Source organism: Salinisphaera sp. T5B8, assembly GCF_040361255.1.
Taxonomy (GTDB): Bacteria; Pseudomonadota; Gammaproteobacteria; order Nevskiales; family Salinisphaeraceae; genus Salinisphaera.
In genome coordinates this window covers 39,855-57,490 of the sequence record NZ_APNG01000009.1, presented here as the reverse complement: position 1 = coordinate 57,490, position 17,636 = coordinate 39,855, and the positions used below count along the sequence as shown (strand labels likewise).

17 protein-coding genes and 1 tRNA gene are annotated in these 17,636 nt (G+C 63.3%); 5 read left to right on the top strand and 13 right to left on the bottom strand.

Features of this window, described 5'->3' with window-relative positions; all coding sequences use genetic code 11:
* Positions 1–4: 4 nt before the first annotated feature.
* The 13 genes from T5B8_RS09680 to T5B8_RS09620 all read right to left on the bottom strand — a co-directional run bounded on the left by T5B8_RS09680 (position 5) and on the right by T5B8_RS09620 (position 11,658).
* Entirely contained in the window at positions 5–2,902 is a 2,898-nt protein-coding gene (locus T5B8_RS09680; protein ID WP_353178303.1) for a 2-oxoglutarate dehydrogenase E1 component, read from the bottom strand.
* Positions 2,903–3,039: 137 nt separating this feature from the next.
* On the bottom strand, positions 3,040–3,945 hold the full coding sequence (galU, locus tag T5B8_RS09675; RefSeq protein ID WP_353178301.1) for a UTP--glucose-1-phosphate uridylyltransferase GalU: 906 nt from the start codon (positions 3,943–3,945) through the stop codon (positions 3,040–3,042).
* Positions 3,946–3,963: 18 nt separating this feature from the next.
* Entirely contained in the window at positions 3,964–4,860 is an 897-nt protein-coding gene (locus T5B8_RS09670) for a MaoC/PaaZ C-terminal domain-containing protein (RefSeq protein WP_353178299.1), read from the bottom strand.
* A gap of 64 nt (positions 4,861–4,924) precedes the next feature.
* Positions 4,925–5,752, bottom strand: a complete 828-nt coding sequence (ccmI, locus tag T5B8_RS09665; RefSeq protein ID WP_353178297.1) for a c-type cytochrome biogenesis protein CcmI — start codon at positions 5,750–5,752, stop codon at positions 4,925–4,927.
* Positions 5,749–6,225, bottom strand: a complete 477-nt coding sequence (locus T5B8_RS09660; protein ID WP_353178296.1) for a cytochrome c-type biogenesis protein — start codon at positions 6,223–6,225, stop codon at positions 5,749–5,751. The genes ccmI and T5B8_RS09660 overlap by 4 nt, the downstream gene beginning before the upstream one ends.
* Positions 6,222–6,758: a DsbE family thiol:disulfide interchange protein gene (locus T5B8_RS09655; RefSeq protein WP_502950790.1), complete on the bottom strand. Its 537-nt coding sequence runs from the start codon at positions 6,756–6,758 to the stop codon at positions 6,222–6,224. The genes T5B8_RS09660 and T5B8_RS09655 overlap by 4 nt, the downstream gene beginning before the upstream one ends.
* Entirely contained in the window at positions 6,758–8,728 is a 1,971-nt protein-coding gene (locus T5B8_RS09650) for a heme lyase CcmF/NrfE family subunit (RefSeq protein WP_353178294.1), read from the bottom strand. The genes T5B8_RS09655 and T5B8_RS09650 overlap by 1 nt, the downstream gene beginning before the upstream one ends.
* A complete protein-coding gene (gene ccmE / locus T5B8_RS09645; protein WP_353178292.1) occupies positions 8,725–9,189 on the bottom strand; it encodes a cytochrome c maturation protein CcmE in 465 nt (154 codons plus the stop codon). Before ccmE ends, T5B8_RS09650 begins: the two co-directional genes overlap by 4 nt.
* Positions 9,182–9,346 carry a heme exporter protein CcmD gene (gene ccmD / locus T5B8_RS09640; RefSeq protein WP_353178291.1) on the bottom strand — a complete coding sequence of 55 codons (165 nt, stop codon included), beginning with the start codon at positions 9,344–9,346 and terminating at the stop codon, positions 9,182–9,184. Before ccmD ends, ccmE begins: the two co-directional genes overlap by 8 nt.
* A complete protein-coding gene (locus tag T5B8_RS09635; protein ID WP_353178290.1) occupies positions 9,339–10,073 on the bottom strand; it encodes a heme ABC transporter permease in 735 nt (244 codons plus the stop codon). The genes ccmD and T5B8_RS09635 overlap by 8 nt, the downstream gene beginning before the upstream one ends.
* 156 nt (positions 10,074–10,229) lie before the next feature.
* Positions 10,230–10,895, bottom strand: coding sequence for a heme exporter protein CcmB (gene ccmB / locus T5B8_RS09630; protein WP_502950789.1), 666 nt, complete (start codon positions 10,893–10,895; stop codon positions 10,230–10,232).
* On the bottom strand, positions 10,892–11,530 hold the full coding sequence (gene ccmA / locus T5B8_RS09625) for a cytochrome c biogenesis heme-transporting ATPase CcmA (RefSeq protein ID WP_353178287.1): 639 nt from the start codon (positions 11,528–11,530) through the stop codon (positions 10,892–10,894). Before ccmA ends, ccmB begins: the two co-directional genes overlap by 4 nt.
* A 41-nt stretch (positions 11,531–11,571) precedes the next feature.
* Positions 11,572–11,658 (bottom strand) — tRNA-Leu (locus T5B8_RS09620).
* A gap of 445 nt (positions 11,659–12,103) precedes the next feature.
* On the opposite strand from T5B8_RS09620, the gene T5B8_RS09615 reads away from it, so the two are divergent.
* Genes T5B8_RS09615 through T5B8_RS09595 form a run of 5 tightly spaced genes read left to right on the top strand, consistent with a single transcriptional unit; the run spans position 12,104 to position 17,633 of the window.
* On the top strand, positions 12,104–12,868 hold the full coding sequence (locus tag T5B8_RS09615) for an SLBB domain-containing protein (RefSeq protein ID WP_353178285.1): 765 nt from the start codon (positions 12,104–12,106) through the stop codon (positions 12,866–12,868).
* The gene (locus T5B8_RS09610; protein ID WP_353178283.1) at positions 12,865–14,280 is read left to right on the top strand and encodes a GumC family protein; all 1,416 of its coding nucleotides are present in this window, start codon (positions 12,865–12,867) and stop codon (positions 14,278–14,280) included. Before T5B8_RS09615 ends, T5B8_RS09610 begins: the two co-directional genes overlap by 4 nt.
* Positions 14,277–14,894 (top strand): P-loop NTPase family protein, encoded by a 618-nt coding sequence (locus T5B8_RS09605; protein WP_353178282.1) that lies wholly within the window; start codon positions 14,277–14,279, stop codon positions 14,892–14,894. The genes T5B8_RS09610 and T5B8_RS09605 overlap by 4 nt, the downstream gene beginning before the upstream one ends.
* Positions 14,895–14,901: 7 nt before the next feature.
* A complete protein-coding gene (locus tag T5B8_RS09600) occupies positions 14,902–16,191 on the top strand; it encodes an O-antigen ligase family protein (RefSeq protein ID WP_353178281.1) in 1,290 nt (429 codons plus the stop codon).
* Positions 16,188–17,633, top strand: a complete 1,446-nt coding sequence (locus T5B8_RS09595) for a BNR-4 repeat-containing protein (RefSeq protein WP_353178279.1) — start codon at positions 16,188–16,190, stop codon at positions 17,631–17,633. Before T5B8_RS09600 ends, T5B8_RS09595 begins: the two co-directional genes overlap by 4 nt.
* Positions 17,634–17,636 lie beyond the last annotated feature (3 nt).

Sequence of the window (17,636 nt, the reverse complement as noted above, 5' to 3'; positions counted from 1 at the left end):
GAAATCACTTCTTCTTGGATCGGGATTTGCGAGTCTGTGCCTTGCCCTTGTCCACCAGGCGTTCACCGCCGGTCAGGCCGGCGTCGACCACCGCTTCCTGCTGTTTGACATGCAGCTTGTGATAACCCGCTGCCGTGGTCGCCGCACCCGGGCGTGTGGCATAGAGCAATTCGTGGCGTTCGGCCAGCGGCACCTGCAAGCGATGCTTGATCTGATACCAGGCGCCCTGGTTTTCCGGCTCTTCCTGACACCAGACCACTTCGTCGGCGTTCTTGTAGCGCTCGAGCACCGCGGCATAGTCGTTGGCCGGGAACGGATAGAGCTGTTCGATACGCACCAGCGCCACGTTGTCGAGTTCGCGCTCTTCGCGGGCCTGATAGAGGTCGTAGTAGACCTTGCCGCTACAGAACACCACCCGCTCGATGGCGTCGTCGTCGATGCTGTCGGGCTCGTCGATGACGAAATTGAACTGGCCTTCGGCGAGGTCCTCCAGTGTGGAGGTAGACAGACGATGGCGCAGCAGGCTCTTGGGCGTGAGCACCACCAGCGGCATGCGCAGATCGCGCACCATCTGCTGGCGCAACAGATGGAACCACTGCGCCGGCGTGGAGGGTACGCACACGATCATGTGCCGCTCGGCACACAACTGCAGAAAGCGCTCCAGGCGTGCCGAGGAATGCTCCGGGCCCTGGCCTTCGTAACCGTGCGGCAGGAACATGACCAGACCACACAGACGGCCCCACTTCGCCTGGCCGCTGGAAATGAACTGGTCGATGATCACCTGGGCGCCGTTGACGAAATCGCCGAACTGGGCTTCCCAGATCGTCAGCGTCGACGGATCGGCCGTGGCATAGCCGTACTCGAAGCCGAGCACACCGGCTTCGGAGAGCAGCGTGTCGTTGACGGTGAAGGCCGCGCTATCGCGCCCAACGTGCTTCAACGGCGTGAATTCGTGGCCGTCCTTCTGGTTGTAGAGCACCGCATGCCGGTGGAAGAACGTACCGCGCCCGGAATCCTGACCGGACAGCCGCACGTTAAAGCCGTCATCGAGCAGGCTGGCATAGGCCATATGCTCGGCAAAGCCCCAGTCAATACGCGAGGCTCCGGCCGCCATCTTGGCGCGATCGTCGATGATGCGCTGGGCACGCTTGTGCAGCTCGAAGCTGTCGGGCAGTTCGCGCAGGCGCGCGGCCAGGCGTTGCAGGGTTTCGACCGGCACCGATGTATCCACGATGTCGGACCAGCGCTGGCGGCTGTAACGCGCCCAGTCCACGGTATGCTCGTTACCGACCAGACCGAGCGTGGTACGGGAGATGTTCTTGCCTTCGTCGAGGCCGTCGCGATAGGCGTCGGCGAACTGCTGGGCTTCGTCCTTGTCGATCAGGCCTTCGGATTCCAGCTTGCCCGCATACAGCTTGCGGGTGGTCTCCATCTGCTTGACCTTCTGGTACATCAGCGGCTGGGTGACCGCCGGCTCGTCCGCCTCGTTATGGCCGTGGCGGCGATAGCAGATCATGTCGACGATCACGTCCTTGCCGAAGGTCTCGCGATAATCCATCGCCAGCCGGGTTACGAAGACCACGGCTTCCGGGTCATCACCATTGACGTGAAACACCGGCGCTTCGAGCATTTTGGCGATATCGGTACAGTACTGCGAGGTACGCGAATATTCGCCGAGCTTGGCGGTGATCGGGTTCTGCATGGTGAAACCGAGCTGGTTGTTCACCACCAGATGCACGGTACCGCCCGTGGCATAGCCGTGCGCCTGCGACAGCTGCAGGGTTTCCATGACGATGCCCTGGCCGGCGAACGACGCGTCGCCGTGGATGAGCACCGGCAGAATGGTTTCGCCTTCATCGTCGTGGCGACGTTCCTGGCGCGCCTTCACCGAGCCCTGCACGACCGGGTTCACGGCCTCCAGATGCGACGGGTTGAACGCCAGCACCAGATGTACGCGTTCGTTCTCGATCTCGATATCGGTCGAAAAGCCCATGTGGTACTTGACGTCGCCCGACATCTCGAGCTCGTCGAGGTCGTAGTCGCCCTCGAACTCGGCGAACAGTTCCTTCGGCGACTTGCCGAGAATGTTCACCAACACGTTCAAACGGCCGCGATGGGCCATGCCGATGACGATCTCGTCCACATGGCTACGCGCGGCCGAGCGCACGACTTCATCCAGCGCCGGAATCATGCTGTCGGCACCTTCCAGCGAAAAACGCTTCTGGCCAACGTATTTGGTATGCAGGTAGCGCTCGATGCCTTCGGCGGCGGTGAGCTGGCGCAACACTTCGCGCTTTTCTTTTTCGTTCAGGCGCGGCTTGTCGACACTCGCCTCGAGGCGGCGCTGGATCCAGCGCTTCTGGCGGGTGTCGGTGATGTACATGTATTCGGTGCCGATGGTGCCCGTATACACGCGTTTGCAGATATCGATGATATCGCGCAACGGCAGCTCATCGGCCTCGGTGAACAAGGAGCCGGTGTTGAACACCGTATCCATATCCGCCTCGCCCAGACCGTGAAATGCCGGATCGAGATCCGGCACATTCGGGCGCTCGTACAGGCCGAGCGGGTCGAGATCGGCAGCCTGATGGCCGCGCATGCGGTAGTAGTTGATCAGCCGCAGCACGCCAGCCTGCTTCTGGGCCGCGCGTTGCGACATGCTTGCCCGCGGTCGCGCGCCCTGGCCGGCCGAGGCCTGGGTATCCACGAACGAGTCGCGAATCGGCCCGTGCGCGATGTCCTGCGCGCCATCGCCGTTAAGACTTTTGAAATAGTCGCGCCAGCTTTGCTCGACCGAATCCGGGTCCTTCAGGTACTGCTCGTAGTAGGACTCGACATAGGCGGCATTGCCACCGAACAAGGGGGAATTTTCAATGAACTTGTCGTTAAGTTCGCTTTTCATAAAGTAAGGCCCATGGCCGTTTCGAGACGCCGGGATCGTCTCGTTCAAACCGTGCCGAAACGGCGCCTGCCGGCGGACGCCGCGATGGCAACGTATGATAACAAACCGTATCGTCGCCCGTGACCCACGGTACGACGTCAGCCGGTTTGACTGGTGTCCTGCTCATCGCCCCAATCGGCGGTGAGATTCTTGAGATAGTTGCGGAACTCGTCACCGATTTCGTGGTGTTGCAGGCCCATTTCGACGTTGGCCTTGAGATAGCCGAACTTGCTGCCGCAGTCGTAGCGCGTACCTTCGAACTCGTAGGCCAGCACCGTCTGTTCGCCCATCAGCGCTTCGATGGCATCGGTGAGCTGGATTTCACCGCCCGCGCCCGGCTTGGTCTTGTCCAGCAGGCGGAAGATACGGGGGGTGAGGATATAGCGGCCGACCACGGCCAGATTCGACGGCGCCTTGTCCGGGTCCGGCTTCTCGACGATGCCGCGAATCTCGGACAGCCCGGGGCCGATCGGCTCGACCTCGACGATGCCGTATTTGTAGGTTTCCTCCCACGGCACGCGCTGTACGGCCAGCACACTGGTGCCGTATTCCTGATACACCCGCTGCATCTGCGCCATGCAGGGCTGAAAAGAGCCGGCGATCAGGTCGTCGGCCAGAATGACGGCGAAATCCTGATCGCCCACGGCCGGCAGTGCACAGTTGATGGCGTGGCCAAGGCCCATCTGCTCGGGCTGGCGGATATACACGCAGCTGATACCCGGCGGCAGCACATCCTTGACCGCCTGCAGCAGTTCTTCCTTGCCCTTGGCTTCCAGCGTTGCCTCCAACTCATAGTCCCGATCAAAGTGATCCATGATCGAGTTCTTGGTATGGCTGGTGATGAACACCATTTCCTCGGCGCCCGCGGCGATCGCTTCCTTGACCGCATACTGAATCAGCGGTTTGTCCACCACCGGGAGGATTTCCTTGGCACTGGCCTTGGTTGCCGGCAGGAAACGCGTTCCCAGCCCTGCGACCGGGAATACCGCCTTACGAATACGCATAGTCGATCCTTTGGCTTTTCAGCCCTGCGAATTGGAATCTAGATAGCGGATATCGCCCAGCAGATGGACGATGTCGCCTTTCGGATTGGTCAGTGCAAAATCCGCGCCCTGTTCGTGCATACGGTAGGAAAAACAGGCCTTGCTGGGCAGAAACACGGGTTTCTTGAAGCCGAGCGTCAGGGTATAGGCGGATTTTTCAAGCTTGGGCTCGAGTTCCGCAGCGGCCCGGGCCTTGGTCCACATACCGGTCGCGATCGCGCGCGGAAAGCCGAAGAGCTTGGCACTCCACGGACTGAGATGGATGGGATTGTAATCGCCCGCGGCGCTGGCATAGCGCCGGCCGATGTTTTCCGGCACGTCCCAGGTGACCTGGTCCTCGGCCTCGAAGCCGAGCCCCTCGTCGTGTTTCTTTTTCTTCGACTTGGGCACGTTGGTCTTCTGGCGCGAAAGCATGACGCTGTTTTCCTGCCAGATCAGCTCGCCGGCGCGATCACGCACGCGGGTGACCAGGTCGAATTCCACCCCTTTTTCCACTTCGCGGTGGCCGCCCACGCTGACTTCCAGATGCAGCTTTTCCGCGGTTTCGATACCGCGATACTGGGTAATCTCGTTGCGCAGATGAATCAGGCCCAGCAGTTTGAGCGGAAAGTCCTTGTGCGTGAGTACGGCCATGTGCATGGGAAACGCCAGCACATGCGGATAGGTGACCGGCAGGTACGGCGAATGCTGAAAACCGCAGACCTTGCGATATTTCGCCAATTCCTCGGCGCGAACTTCCAGGTCGGGCAGCTCCGCGATGATCGTCGGTATCGTTTCGTCGCCAGACAACCCGCCCGACAGGGTCGTCGCGGCACGTAGATAGGACGGTGCTACCGAAGGAAGAGAATCGTATTCGAGCCGAGTTTCGTTCGCCATCGCCTGTTGTGTCGGAGTGCTTTAGAAAGGACGTTAACCCCTTTGCTGGGGTGAAACAACACGCTCAGTCGCCGGATAACGTCGGTTTCTCGCCTGCCAGCTCCGCACGCCGGTTGGCCACCATGCCGGCGAACTCCTCCGGCAGATCCTGGGCAAGCAGCCGGTCCCAATAGTCGATCGCCTGTTCGTCGTCACCACGTTCGGCCGCAGCGAGGCCCAGATACCACAGCGCTTCACGGCTTTGCGGATCCAGTTCGAGCAGTTGCTGGTAGAGCGTTTTCGCGCGTCCCTGCAGATCGTCGGTCGCCGCCAGCGTCGCTTGGGCTTCCGCGGCGATAATGGGTGGCCGTGGTGCGGGCATGGCGTCGTTGAGCACGCGATAACCCTTCGCCGCGGCGGTATAGTCGCCGATCGCCTCGTATGCCCGCGCGAGCATGGCCTGGGCGCGTAGATCGTCCGGATGCTCGGCCACGCGCTGTTCGAGCTCGCCGATCATGGTTTCCAGATTCGGCATCTGGCTTTCGCCAAGCGCCTGGTAGTCGCCCAGATGCCAGTAGACGGCACTCGAGCCGCCGACTACTACCAGCAGCACGAAAAGCGTGGCCAGCCAGGGCCGGCGCGGCGCTCGTGCGCCGGGCGCAATCGCCGGGGTATGGTCGATATCGGCGAGCAGACGTGCGCCGAGTTCGTCCTTTTCGGTTTCTGCCTCGCGCCGGCTCAAACGTCCGGCCGCCACCTCGCGTTCGATCTCTGCGTAACGCTGGTGATAGATGGTGATGTTGGCCGCACGCCGCTTATCGGGCGCGGGCGTGCCGGCACGCCATAGCGGTACGAGCACGAATACCAGACTGGCGGCGACGAGAATCGCCGCGAAAACGAGAAATTCGGTCATGAACGCTCTTGAGAAGAGTCGGAATCGGAATCGTGCGCCTGTTCTTCGAGCACGCGCGTAAGGCGCTCGCGGTCGAGCTGCGGCGTATGGGCGGGTGCTTCGCGGCGGCGCCGCATCATCCAGAAAACAACGAACAGGCCGATGGCCAACAGCACGAATGGGCCCGCCCACAGGATGACCGTGGCTGAATCCAGCGGCGGATCGTAGAGCACCCACTTGCCATAGCGGTCGACCAGATACTGCTTGATCTGCTCGTCGCTGCGCCCCTGTGCGATCTGGCGCTCGACGATATCGCGCAGATCCTTGGCCAGCGGCGCATCGGATTCGGCGATGCTGCGGTTCTGGCAGATCAGACAACGCAACTGCGCATTGAGCGCGTGATAGCGCGCCAGCTGCTCGCCCTCCAGATCCACCGCCTGCGCGCTGGTGGCCACGGCCAGCAGCACACACAGCGCGATCAGCATGCGCATCATGACGCGTTCGCCTTGAGCTGTTGGAGCTTGGGAATGAGCGTGTCGTTCATTTCCTCGCGCGTGATCGGGCCCACCACCTTGTAGCGGATAATGCCCTCGGCATCGACGACGAAGGTCTCCGGTACCGCCGATACACCCCAGTCGATGCCGGTCGCGCCGCTGGGGTCGAAGGCGACCACGGCGAACGGATTACCGTAGCGCCCCAGCCAACGCAACGCGGCCTCCTTGCTGTCCTTGTAGTTGAGCCCAACCACCGGCACACCGGTACGTCGCGAGACCGCCGTGATCAGCTCGTGTTCGGCGCGACAGGCCACACACCAGCTCGCCCAGACGTTGACCAGCGTGACCCGCCCCTTGAGATCGGCCACGCTGATACGTTCGCGATCGGAGGCCAGCGTGGGCAGATCGAACGCCGGCGCGGGCTTGCCGATGAAGGCCGACGGCAGCACATCCGGGCGGCGCGTGAGCCCATAGCCGAGCAAGACGATCAACGCCAACACGACGACAACAGGTACAACCAGGCGCCAACGCATCATGCATGCACCGGGTCGAGGCCACGATCGGCCGCAACGGCCTTGTCCTGGCGTGCGCGACGGCGATAGTAGCGCTTGTCAGTCAGGGCAATCAGCCCGCCGAGCGCGGCGATGAAGCCGCCCGCCCAGATCCAGCGCACGAACGGCCGATGATAGATACGTACGCTCCAAGCATCGCCGGATAACGGCTCGCCCAGCGACACATACAGATCCCGTGTGACTCCCACGTCGAGACCGGCCTCGGTCATGGTCTGACCGCCGGCGTTGTAGCGTCGCTTCGCCGGGAACAGTTCGGCGATTTGGTCACCGTCTTCGCGCACGATGAAATCGCCGATTTCGGCGGTGAAGTTCGGCCCGTCGACATGCCGTGTGCCGACGAACTCGAACTCGTAGCCCACCATCTCGGTACTCTGGCCCGGGGCAAGACGAACATCGTGCTCGCCGCCGAAACCACTGACCAGACTCACGCCGATCACGAAAATACCCACGCCCGCATGAGCCAGCGCCATGCCTACGACATTGCGGGGCAGCATCATACGCCGGCCGCGGCTGCGCCGAACAAGATCCTCGAAGGCGGTCGCAATCGCCCAGCAGCCGAGCACACAACCGGCCACGGCGGCCACCGCGCCGGTACCCACCGTCAGCAACGGCAAGGCCACACCGGCAACAATCGCGATCACAAGCGGCGCCCACAGGCGTGAACGCAACACATCGGCCCGGGTACGCTTCCAGGCCATTACCGCGGCCCCGCCGATCAGCACGACCAGCGGCACGGTCAGTGGAATGAAGACCTTGTTGAAATACGGCGGGCCCACCGAAATTCGCCCCATGCCCAGCGAGTCGGCCAGAATCGGATAGAGCGTACCCAGCAATACGCCGGCGGCGGCGACCACCAGAAAGATATTGTTGAGCAGCAACAGCCCTTCGCGCGACAAGGCGGCGACCGGTTCACGCCCGGCCTCGAACTGGGCCGCGCGCAATGCATACAGGATCAGCGAACCGCCGACGACCACCGCGAAAAACGTCAGGATATAGATGCCGCGGGTTGGATCGGTGGCAAAGGCGTGCACCGAAATGAGCACGCCCGAGCGCACCAGAAACGTGCCCAGCAACGACAGCGCGAAGGCGGTAATCGCCAGCAGCACGGTCCAGCTTTTGAAGATGCCGCGTTTTTCGGTCACCGCCAGCGAATGGATCAAGGCGGTACCCACCAGCCATGGCATGAACGAGGCGTTTTCGACCGGGTCCCAGAACCACCAGCCGCCCCAGCCGAGTTCCTTGTAGGCCCACCAGCTGCCCAGGGTCACGCCAATGGTCAGAAACATCCAGGCCGCCGTCGTCCACGGCCGCGTCCAGCGCGTCCACGCGCTATCCACGCGCCCGGTGATCAAGGCGGTAATGGCGAACGCGAAGGCCACGGCAAAGCCGACATAGCCCATATAGAGCATCGGCGGGTGCACGACCAGGCCCGGGTCCTGCAACAGGGGGTTGAGATCGCGCCCTTCCATCGGTGCCGGGAACTGGCGCTCGAAAGGATTGGAGGTGAACAGCGTGAACAGTAGAAAACCCACGCTCACCGCGCCCATCACTGCGAGCACACAACTGGCCACATCACGCGGCAACGTGCGACTGGCCAGGGCCACAGCGAGGCTCCAGCAGGCCAGCAACATCATCCACAGCAGCAACGAGCCCTCGTGTGCGCCCCAGATGGCGGCGATACGGTAGAACCACGGCAAGTGCGTGTTCGAATTCGCGGCGACATACGCCACCGAGAAATCGTTGGCATAAAAGGCAAAGCCCAGCGCAACAAAGGCAATGCCAAGCATCACGAACTGGCCGATCGCCGCCGGCGCGGCCACAGCCAGGCAATCCGCCCGGGAACGCAGAATGCCGTACATCGGCAACACGGTCTGCACGGTGGCCAGGCCGAGTGCGAGCACCAGTGCGAAATGCCCGATTTCGGGAATCATCGCTTGGCCTGCATGTTGGTCGGCATACAGCTTTGCCCCGTTTCGTCCTTCATCGCATCCGCCACATCGGGCGACATGTAGTTTTCATCATGTTTGGCGAGCACTTCGTCGGCCACGAACTGGCCCGATTCGTCGAGCTCGCCATAGGCCACAATGCCCTGGCCTTCACGAAACAGGTCCGGCAGCGTGCCGCGAAACTGGACCGGCACGCTGGCCTGACAATCGGCCAGGGTAAAACGCACCAGCAGATCGTCGTTGTTACGCTCGACCGAGCCGTTCTCGACCAGCCCGCCGATACGAAAACGCGTATGCGCGGGCACTTCGCCGGCCGCGATTTCGCTGGGCTGATAGAAATAGAGGATATTTTCGCTGAAAGCGGTCAGTGCCAGGCCGGTGGCCGCAGCCAGACCGACGAACAGCCCGCCGACCAGCATCAGGCGACGGCGTCGTGTCCTAGTCATCGAATTCCTCGTTCTCGATACGCCGCGCGATCTGCCGGTGGCGAATCAGCGGCGCGATGATATTGCCGACAATTACGACCGCAGCAATGGCGTAACTACTCCATACATACGGCGCATAACCGCCCATATGCCAGAACGCCTGCCAGGATTCATGCATCGCGAAACACCTTCTTGACCCAGCGACTACGCCGTTCGCGCCAGAGCAGTTGCGCGCGCATGTTCCAGAGCGTCAGCCAACCGAACATCAGGGTAAAACCGAGTGCGGCACACAGCAGCGGCCAGAGCATATCCATTTCCATGGCCGGGCGACCGAAACGCGTCACGGTCGGGCCCTGGTGCAGCGTGTTCCACCACTCGACCGAATAATGGATGATCGGCACGTTGATCACGCCCACCACCGCCAGCAAGGCACAGGCACGCGCGGCGGTCCGCGGCGACTCGATCGCGTTATGCAGCGCGATTATGCCCAGATAGAGAAACAACAGGATCAGCTCGGAGGTCAGGCGCGCGTCCCACACCCACCAGGTGCCCCACATCGGCTCGCCCCAGATCGCGCCGGTCACCAGCGCCAGAAAGGTAAAGCTCGCCCCGACCGGGGCCGCGGCGACGATGAAGATCTCGGCAAGCTTGAGCCGCCACACCAGTGCGACCACACCGGCTATGGCCATGCTCGTATAACCGAACAGCGACAGCCAGGCGCTGGGCACATGGATATAGAGAATACGAAAGGCATCGCCCTGCTGATAATCGACCGGCGCGGTCACCAGTCCACCATAAATGCCGTAGCCGGCGAGCAGCACGCCGGGCACGGCGAGCGCGAGCGCGATCGGCCGGCTCACCCGATAGAAATACGGCAGCGATCCGAAACGGTGCAGCCAGAGCATGAACGCGGACTTGGCCAAAACGTTTAGACCACTGTGTGGCGAATGAATTGTGGATTGCATTGACGCATAGTTTCTCTCGGCCATGCACAGAATGTATTGATCTGGCGCAATAATCCGGATAACCGGTCATTGCCCGCGCCAGCAGATCTGGCGCTGTTATTCGAGACTGATTTTCAACGCCGCCGCAATCGCGAACGGCGCGGTGGTGATTCCCAGCACGAGCAATGCTGCCAGCAGGTAGAGCGCGCCCGCCGCGGGAAGGCCTTCGATCGCCGCCCGCATTGCCCCGGCGCCAAAAATCAGCACGGGCACGTACAGCGGAAAAATCAGCAGACTCAACAACAGCCCGGCGCGTGGCAGGCTCAGCGTCAAGGCCGTGCCAATGGCGCCGACCAGGCCCAGCGTCGGTGTACCCAGCAACAGGCTGGCCATGATAACGGGTACGGCGGCCGCTGGCACGCCAAGCAGCAGCACCAGCAACGGCGACGCGAGCACGAAAATCAGCCCGCTGGCCAGCCAGTACGCCAACACCTTGGCCAGCGCGATCACGGCCAGCGGTTCCGGCGAGAGCACATATTGCTCCAAGGTGCCGTCTTCGTAATCGGGCTTGAACAGGCGCTGCAACGACAACAGCGCCGCCAGCAGCACCGCCATCCAGATCAGCGCCGGCGATACGGTGACCAGAATCGCGGCGTTGGCCCCCGTACCCAGCGGAAACAGCGCCACCACCAGCACGAAGAACAGCAAGTGATGCACGAGCACACCGCGCTGGCGAAAGGCCAGCAGCAGATCGCGGCGCAATACCGCCCAGAAAACACTCAGCACGGCGTCAACTCGATCGAGCGCACCGGCACGTCGGGCAGGCTCAAGGCTTCATGGGTGGTGAACACCGCCATACCCCCCGCCGCGACATGGGCCGCGATTCGGGCGCACAGTACCGCACGGGCCTCGACGTCGAGCGCCGACGCCGGCTCGTCGAGCAACCATAGCGGCGCCTCGGTCAACCATAACCGTGCCAGCGACACGCGCCGCTTCTGACCCGCGGACAAGCGCTCACAGGGGCGATGCGCGATACGCTTGAGCCCCAACTCGGCCAGCACGGCGCGAATACGCTTTTGCGAAACCGGCCGTGCGCACAGGCGCATAAGCACATCCAGATTTTCCACCGGCGTGAGCGCACCGTTGAGCGCGTTGTCGTGGCCGACAAAACACAACGCGTCCTTGAGCAACAGCGGATCATCGGCGGCGCCCTCGCCGGTTGGTTCCCAGACGATTTCGCCGGCCGCCGGTAGCTGCAGGCCCGCGAGGGTGCGCAACAAGGTGGTCTTGCCCGCCCCGTTTTCGCCGAGAATACGCGCGGCTTCGCCACCGACCAGGGCCACGTCCAGTCCAGCAAAGAGCGCGCGCTCGCCACGGGCGCAACTCAGGTTATGCATGCCGAGGCGCGGGCGCGTCATCGTGGGTCATCGAACCTAACGAGCGGCAAAAGCCGATTAACTGGTGCCCGGAGCCGGACTCGAACCGGCACGTCCCGAAGGACAAGGGATTTTAAGTCCCATGCGTCTACCAATTTCGCCATCCGGGCGCGAGCGCGGAATTCTAGGCGCTGTTGACGCCGTAGTCGAGGTAGCCATCGGCGCTAAGTTGCTGAAGTTAACGCGCGCACACGACTACACCGCAAAAAAATCGCCTGGGCAGCCACCGCTTTCGGGTCGCGTCGCCACGCGCGGGGCATACGTGCCGATTCACCCGGCGCGTAGGTCGCGCGGCACGCAGAATTTATCCCCCCGGCATTCAGACCCCCTCTAAATCGGCCGTTAACGCTGGCACTGGTATATGCACTAAACTAGCGGGCTATGGGGTTTAAAAGGGGGATGGCCGCCGTGCTGACTGATTTGCGACTATTTTTGACCATGGCGGTCCTGGCCGTGCTGCTTGCCGGCTGCGCGAGTGAGCCGCTTCCGCCACCGCAAATCGCCACCACACCGTCCCCCGCTGCCACACCGACCGGCGGCGACACGGCGCCCCCGTTGGCCGCGGCATCCGCCCAACCCGAGGCCGAACCACAGGCCGAGCCGTCAGAAGGCGTATTGCTCGGCGCTGGCGATATCGTGGAAATGCGCATGTTCGGCCAGCCGGACATGAATACCCAGGGTTTTATTTCCGATAACGGCGAAATATCGCTGCCACTACTGGGCGTGGTCGATATCGGCGGGATGACCCCGAACGCCGCCCAGAGTCAGATTGAATCGGCCTATCGTGAAGGCGGCTACTTCCGTGACCCCCAGATCAGCCTGACCCTGGTCGAACACCGCAGCCAGCAGGTCGCGGTGCTCGGTGCGGTCAATCAGCCCGGCCGTTTCTCGTTGACCAGCCGCACCACCCTGCTCGACGTGCTTGCCGAGGCCGGCGGTATTACCCCCCGCGGTGCACGCTCGGTGGTACTCATTCGCGGTGACGACACGCGCGAGCGTATCGATATCGACGCCCTGGTTACTGGTAACGGTCGTTCGCCGGATAATGTCCTTCACGCCGGCGATACCGTGTACGTGCCCCAGGCGCCGGTGTTCTATATCTATGGCGAAGTGCAACGCCCCGACGCCTATGCCATTCAGCCGGGCATGACCGTCATGCAGGCGATTTCCACCGGCGGTGGCCTGACCGAACGCGGTTCTAATTCGCGTTTCGTGCTGCATCGCAAAGCCGCCGACGGCTCGGTACAGACCGTCGACGCGTCGCCCACCACCCGGGTGCAGGCCGACGACGTGATCTTCGTCAAGGAGCGCTTCTTTTGAACGCAGCGATCGATCGCCCGCTGATTCCGGGCATGCGGGCCACGCCCACGGTGGGCCAGATAGTGCGCGCCGTGCGTGCCCATTGGCGTACGGTGGCGGTGACCGTGGCGGTGTTCTTCGTGCTGGCGATCATCGCGGCGCTGATGATGCGCAGCTACGAGGCACGCGCATCCCTGGTCATCGAATTTCCGACGCTGGACCCGCTGACCGGCCAGGCCCGCTCCAGCGCGCTGGCCGAGAGTTATCGCGCCACCCAGATCGATTTGATGACCAGCCAGAACGTCATGCTCGGCGTGGTCGACCAGCTCGGCCTTGCCGATGACCCGGCCGTACGCGACGAGTTCGATGCAGACGGCGACGGCGAAGGCACGCTGCGCCAGCGCCTGGCATCGGCGCTGGGCGAGAAGGTGGAAGTGCGTGCCGGCGAGGTAAGCCAGCTGCTGGTGGTCTCCTATCGCGGCGATGACCCGAAGCGCAGTGCCGCGATCGTCAACGCGGTGATCGACCAGTACATGAAGGCCAGTGAAAACATGGCCACCGACCCGGCGCGCCAGCGGCTGGGCCAGTATTCGAATTTTCTCGACGGTCTGCGCAAGAAGGTGGACGAAGCACAGGACGCGCTGACCAACGCGCGGCAGCGTTTCGACGTCATCGATTCGGCGGCTGCCGAAGGCGTGGATACAAGCCGGCTCAACGACCTCGGCACCCGTTTGAACGCGGCCCAGGCGCGTCTGCAGGCCGCGCAGGCCGAAGTCGATCAGATCAACGGCGCGCGTGCCAGCGGCCAGCCGATGACCGCCCAGGCCGATATTCTCGACAGCAACGTGGTGCAGGATCTCAAGAATCGGCTGGTCGGGTTTCAGGCCGAGCGCGCCGAGATCGCCGAATCGCTCGGGCCCAACCATCCGCGTCTTCGGGCGATCGATGGCCAGATCGCCACCGTGCGTAGCCGCCTGCGCGACGAGATCGATGCCTCGCTCGCGGCGGCCCGTCAGAGCGTCAAGGCAGCACGTGGCGAAGTCAATGCACTACAACAGAACTACGATGCCGCACGCGCTGACGTAATGGACAAGCAGACCAAGCGCGGCCAGCTCGACAGCTACCGACGGCGTCTGGAAAGCGCGACCCAGGTCTACGAAGCCGCGCTGTCAAATTACGACCAGGTGCTCGGTGGCAGCGAACTCAGTGCACAGAACGTCTCGGTGGTCACCCGGGCGATCGCGCCGACCAAGACCGCCGGTCTCAGTGGCAAGCGTAAACTCGCCGTGGCCCTGGTATTCGGACTGGTGGTCGGCGTCATGCTGGCCCTGCTCCAGGAACTGCTCGACCGGCGCGTGCGCGCCCCCGAAGATATCGAACGCGAACTGGAACTGCCGGTTCTGGGCGTACTCGGCCACGGAGCACTGCGATGACCGGCCATAGCCAGCCCGCGACCCCGCGGATTCACGACAATGTATTCGCCTACCACGCGCCGCATGGCCAGGCGGCGGATACCCTGCGCGCAGCGCTGGCCCGCATCGCACTCAGCGACAGCCATGCACGCTGTCTGGCCGTGGTCGGCTGTTCGACCGGCCTCGCGCGTAGCCGCGTGGCCGCGAATCTGGCGGTGCTGCTCGCCCGCTCCGGCCAGCGCACGGCGTTAATCGATGCCGCACGCCAGCACCCGCAACAGGGTCTGTTGTTCGGGCTCGACAGTCATACCGGCATGGCCGATATCGCGGTAATACCCGGGCTAAGCGTGATTCGCGCGACCGACACGCACCCGTCGCTGGGCGATACCCTCGTCGAGGCACCGAGCCAGTTCGCCGCCCTCGTTACCCGCCTGCGTGGCGATTACCAATACATCGTGATCGACGCGGCCGAACATACCGGCGATCTCGACGCGATTTCGGCCGCCGGTGTGAGCGACGGCGCGCTGTTGGTGGTCGAACGCGGTATCACGCCGTTGGCGCGGTTGCGCCAGTTGACCGACGGTCTGCATGAAAGCGGCGCAAACATTCTGGGCACCCTGCTCACCGACGGCTGATACACCCATGCGGTTGCCGGCTGCTCAAGATCGACGCTTCTACTGGCTGCTCATCGCCGTATTCTGGGCCACGCTGGCATTTGCCCTGCTGCCCGACGGGCTGGACTGGGCTCAGGATACGGTCGCGGAAAATGCCCAGCAGGGCTCGCTGATCCGTCGTCTGCAGTGGATGTCGCCGTTTCTGATCTGCGCGCTTGTCATCTGGCTGCGGCGTAGCGTGGCGTGGCGCGTAGCGCGCCAGATCGATCCCTGGCTCTGGCTTTTTCTGGGCTGGGCAATTCTCAGCGTTGGCTGGTCGGACTATCCGGCGGTGACCGTACGCAAGCTGGTATTGCTGATCGGCACGGTCGTTATCGCCCTTTCATTCCAGGTGGCAGCATGGCAGCCCGATCGGCTGCGCCGGCATACCCGGGCCTGTCTGAGCGCACTGGTCGTGGCATCGATCGTGGCGGTGTTCGTCATTCCCGATATCGCCCATGTCGCCGGCTACGAGAACGCCTGGACCGGTATTACCCGCAGCAAGAATCATCTCGGCATGGCGGCCGGTTTGATGATGGTGCTATGGATGCATGGTCTGGCGATTGGCGAGACGGGCGTGCTCGAGTCGCTGGGCTGGACGCTGGTCGCCGGCATTACGTTGATCATGGCCCGTAATGCGACCGCGCTGCTGTGCATGCTCGCTGTCCTGCCGCCGCTATGGCTGACATTTCGGCCCATGCTTTCCCTGCGTGGATTGGTATTCAGCAGCGTGCTAGTCGTCGGCGCACTGCTTGTGAGCCTGACCTTCGGCGTACTGATTACGCATGGTGTGCCCGGCTGGCGCGAGATCGTGGCCCCGGTCGCCAATGCGGTGGGCCGCGATGTCACCTTTACCGGGCGTCTGGAAATCTGGCGGCTGGTCTATGCCGAGGTCGTGAAGCATCCCTGGCTCGGTACCGGTTTCCAGGCATTCTGGCTGGGTGCCGGCGGGCCGGCGCCGTGGGTGACCCAGGACCTCTACGGGATTCTCTGGCAGGCGCACAACGGCTATCTGGATCTGGCCAACGAGCTGGGTGTGCCGGGGCTGATCCTGGGCGTCGGTTTTCTGATCAACACCATTCGCCGCGGTGTCGCGCTGTTGCCAGGCTGGCGCGCGGAAGCCGCCTGGATCGTCGCCTTCATGGCGTTTCTCGCGATTGCCAATATCGCCGAATCCAGCCTCTTCCGGCCCATTCATTTCATGTTCCTGTTATCGATTCACGCAAGCCTCGCGCTGGCGCGTCTGCGTGCGGTCGATCCGGCGGAGACACCGCAATGACGATAATCCGTAGGCGACGGCCCGGCTCGGCCCGGGTGTGGCAAATCGCGGTAGCCGGCGCACTGCTGCTGCTGGCAAATGCCGCGTCCGCGGCCGTAAGCGCCGAGGTGATACTCGCCCCGATCGACGTCGCCGAAGCCAATGCGAGCGTGTTCGCGACCCCGCTGGCGGTGAGCGACGCCACGGTGTACACGGTAAACGTCGAACCGGGCCCGCGACCGGTCAAGCTGCACGATTTCGGCTTTCACACCGTGGTACGCAAGGGCGAGCGCAGCCCCGACGGGCACTGGTCGTGGCGATCGCATCTGCTCGATGCCGATACCGCCAACGATCCCTACCATACCGCGGCTTCGATTGGTCTGGATCGCGACGGCTTCGTGCATGTGGCCTACGACATGCACAACCTGCCCTGGCAATACTCGGTTTCGGCGCAACCCGAGTCGATCAACGAATTCGTCTTTCGTGGCCAGCGCGTATCGGCCAAGGCCCGCTGGGGCAGCCAGCATCGGCGCGTGGAATTTCCCGCGCCCGGAACCGCGGCCATTCCCGGCACGCAAATCACCTATCCGTCGTTCTTCAACGACCGCGACGGGCGTTTGTATGTGACTTACCGCTATGCCGTGCGCCCGGCACGTACGTGGTCCGAGCGCCTGTTCTCGGGCGGTCTGGCCCGCTACGAGGAATCCAACCGCAGCTGGCATGCCATCGGCGGCGATGTGACCGTTGGTACCGATGATATCCGCCTGCCGCCGGGACGCAGTGAATACGTCAGCCGACCGTTCATCAGCGAACCGGGCTGGTGGGTCTATCAGATGCGCCTGGCATTCGACAGCGAAAACGGCATGCATGTCGCCTGGCTGTGGCGGCGCGGCGATTCCGGGGTCGACCAGAATTTCGCCAGCTATGCCTATCTGCCGCCGGCACGCGACGCAGCCTATGACGCGACGGGCAAGCGTTACCAGTTGCCGATCGATCTGGCTGCGGCCAGCCGGGTAGCGCCCGAGCGCATGGCCGAACTCGCCCCGGACGGTCTGTACAGCCCGGCCCGGATCAGCGTCAGCGAAGATGGCCATCCGGTGGTGGCCCTGCAGTCGGTTCACGGGCCGCGTTATCGCAGCCGCCTCGCCGACGGCCACTGGTCGGACCCCGAGCCGGTGCCCAACCAGGCGTTCGAACAACATTACGACGACCAGGGTCGCGAATGGGCTTTCGCGACGGGATTGACCGTGCTGCGTCGAAACGTCGACCCCAGCGGTCGACCGACCAGCGACTGGCGCACCGTCTACAAGGGCAACGCTCGCGACGGCACCGCGTTGTGTCATACGCGTGCGGTCGCCGCGCCCGCGGACAGCGCGACCGCGTTCTACCTGCACGCGAACGTGCTCGTCGACGGCCGGTGCCGCGATGATCGCGTTACGCTCGTGCGGTTGAGCGAGGAATAGCGT

What these genes read in the sequence shown, in the direction of transcription:
- T5B8_RS09680 (WP_353178303.1), bottom strand. Translation starts at nt 2,902, where the DNA reads ATGAAAAGCGAACTTAACGACAAGTTCATTGAAAATTCCCCCTTGTTC.
- galU (WP_353178301.1), bottom strand. Translation starts at nt 3,945, where the DNA reads ATGCGTATTCGTAAGGCGGTATTCCCGGTCGCAGGGCTGGGAACGCGT.
- T5B8_RS09670 (WP_353178299.1), bottom strand. Translation starts at nt 4,860, where the DNA reads ATGGCGAACGAAACTCGGCTCGAATACGATTCTCTTCCTTCGGTAGCA.
- ccmI (WP_353178297.1), bottom strand. Translation starts at nt 5,752, where the DNA reads ATGACCGAATTTCTCGTTTTCGCGGCGATTCTCGTCGCCGCCAGTCTG.
- T5B8_RS09660 (WP_353178296.1), bottom strand. Translation starts at nt 6,225, where the DNA reads ATGATGCGCATGCTGATCGCGCTGTGTGTGCTGCTGGCCGTGGCCACC.
- T5B8_RS09655 (WP_502950790.1), bottom strand. Translation starts at nt 6,758, where the DNA reads ATGCGTTGGCGCCTGGTTGTACCTGTTGTCGTCGTGTTGGCGTTGATC.
- T5B8_RS09650 (WP_353178294.1), bottom strand. Translation starts at nt 8,728, where the DNA reads ATGATTCCCGAAATCGGGCATTTCGCACTGGTGCTCGCACTCGGCCTG.
- ccmE (WP_353178292.1), bottom strand. Translation starts at nt 9,189, where the DNA reads ATGACTAGGACACGACGCCGTCGCCTGATGCTGGTCGGCGGGCTGTTC.
- ccmD (WP_353178291.1), bottom strand. Translation starts at nt 9,346, where the DNA reads ATGCATGAATCCTGGCAGGCGTTCTGGCATATGGGCGGTTATGCGCCG.
- T5B8_RS09635 (WP_353178290.1), bottom strand. Translation starts at nt 10,073, where the DNA reads ATGCTCTGGCTGCACCGTTTCGGATCGCTGCCGTATTTCTATCGGGTG.
- ccmA (WP_353178287.1), bottom strand. Translation starts at nt 11,530, where the DNA reads ATGACGCGCCCGCGCCTCGGCATGCATAACCTGAGTTGCGCCCGTGGC.
- T5B8_RS09605 (WP_353178282.1), top strand. Translation starts at nt 14,277, where the DNA reads ATGACCGGCCATAGCCAGCCCGCGACCCCGCGGATTCACGACAATGTA.
- T5B8_RS09600 (WP_353178281.1), top strand. Translation starts at nt 14,902, where the DNA reads ATGCGGTTGCCGGCTGCTCAAGATCGACGCTTCTACTGGCTGCTCATC.
- T5B8_RS09595 (WP_353178279.1), top strand. Translation starts at nt 16,188, where the DNA reads ATGACGATAATCCGTAGGCGACGGCCCGGCTCGGCCCGGGTGTGGCAA.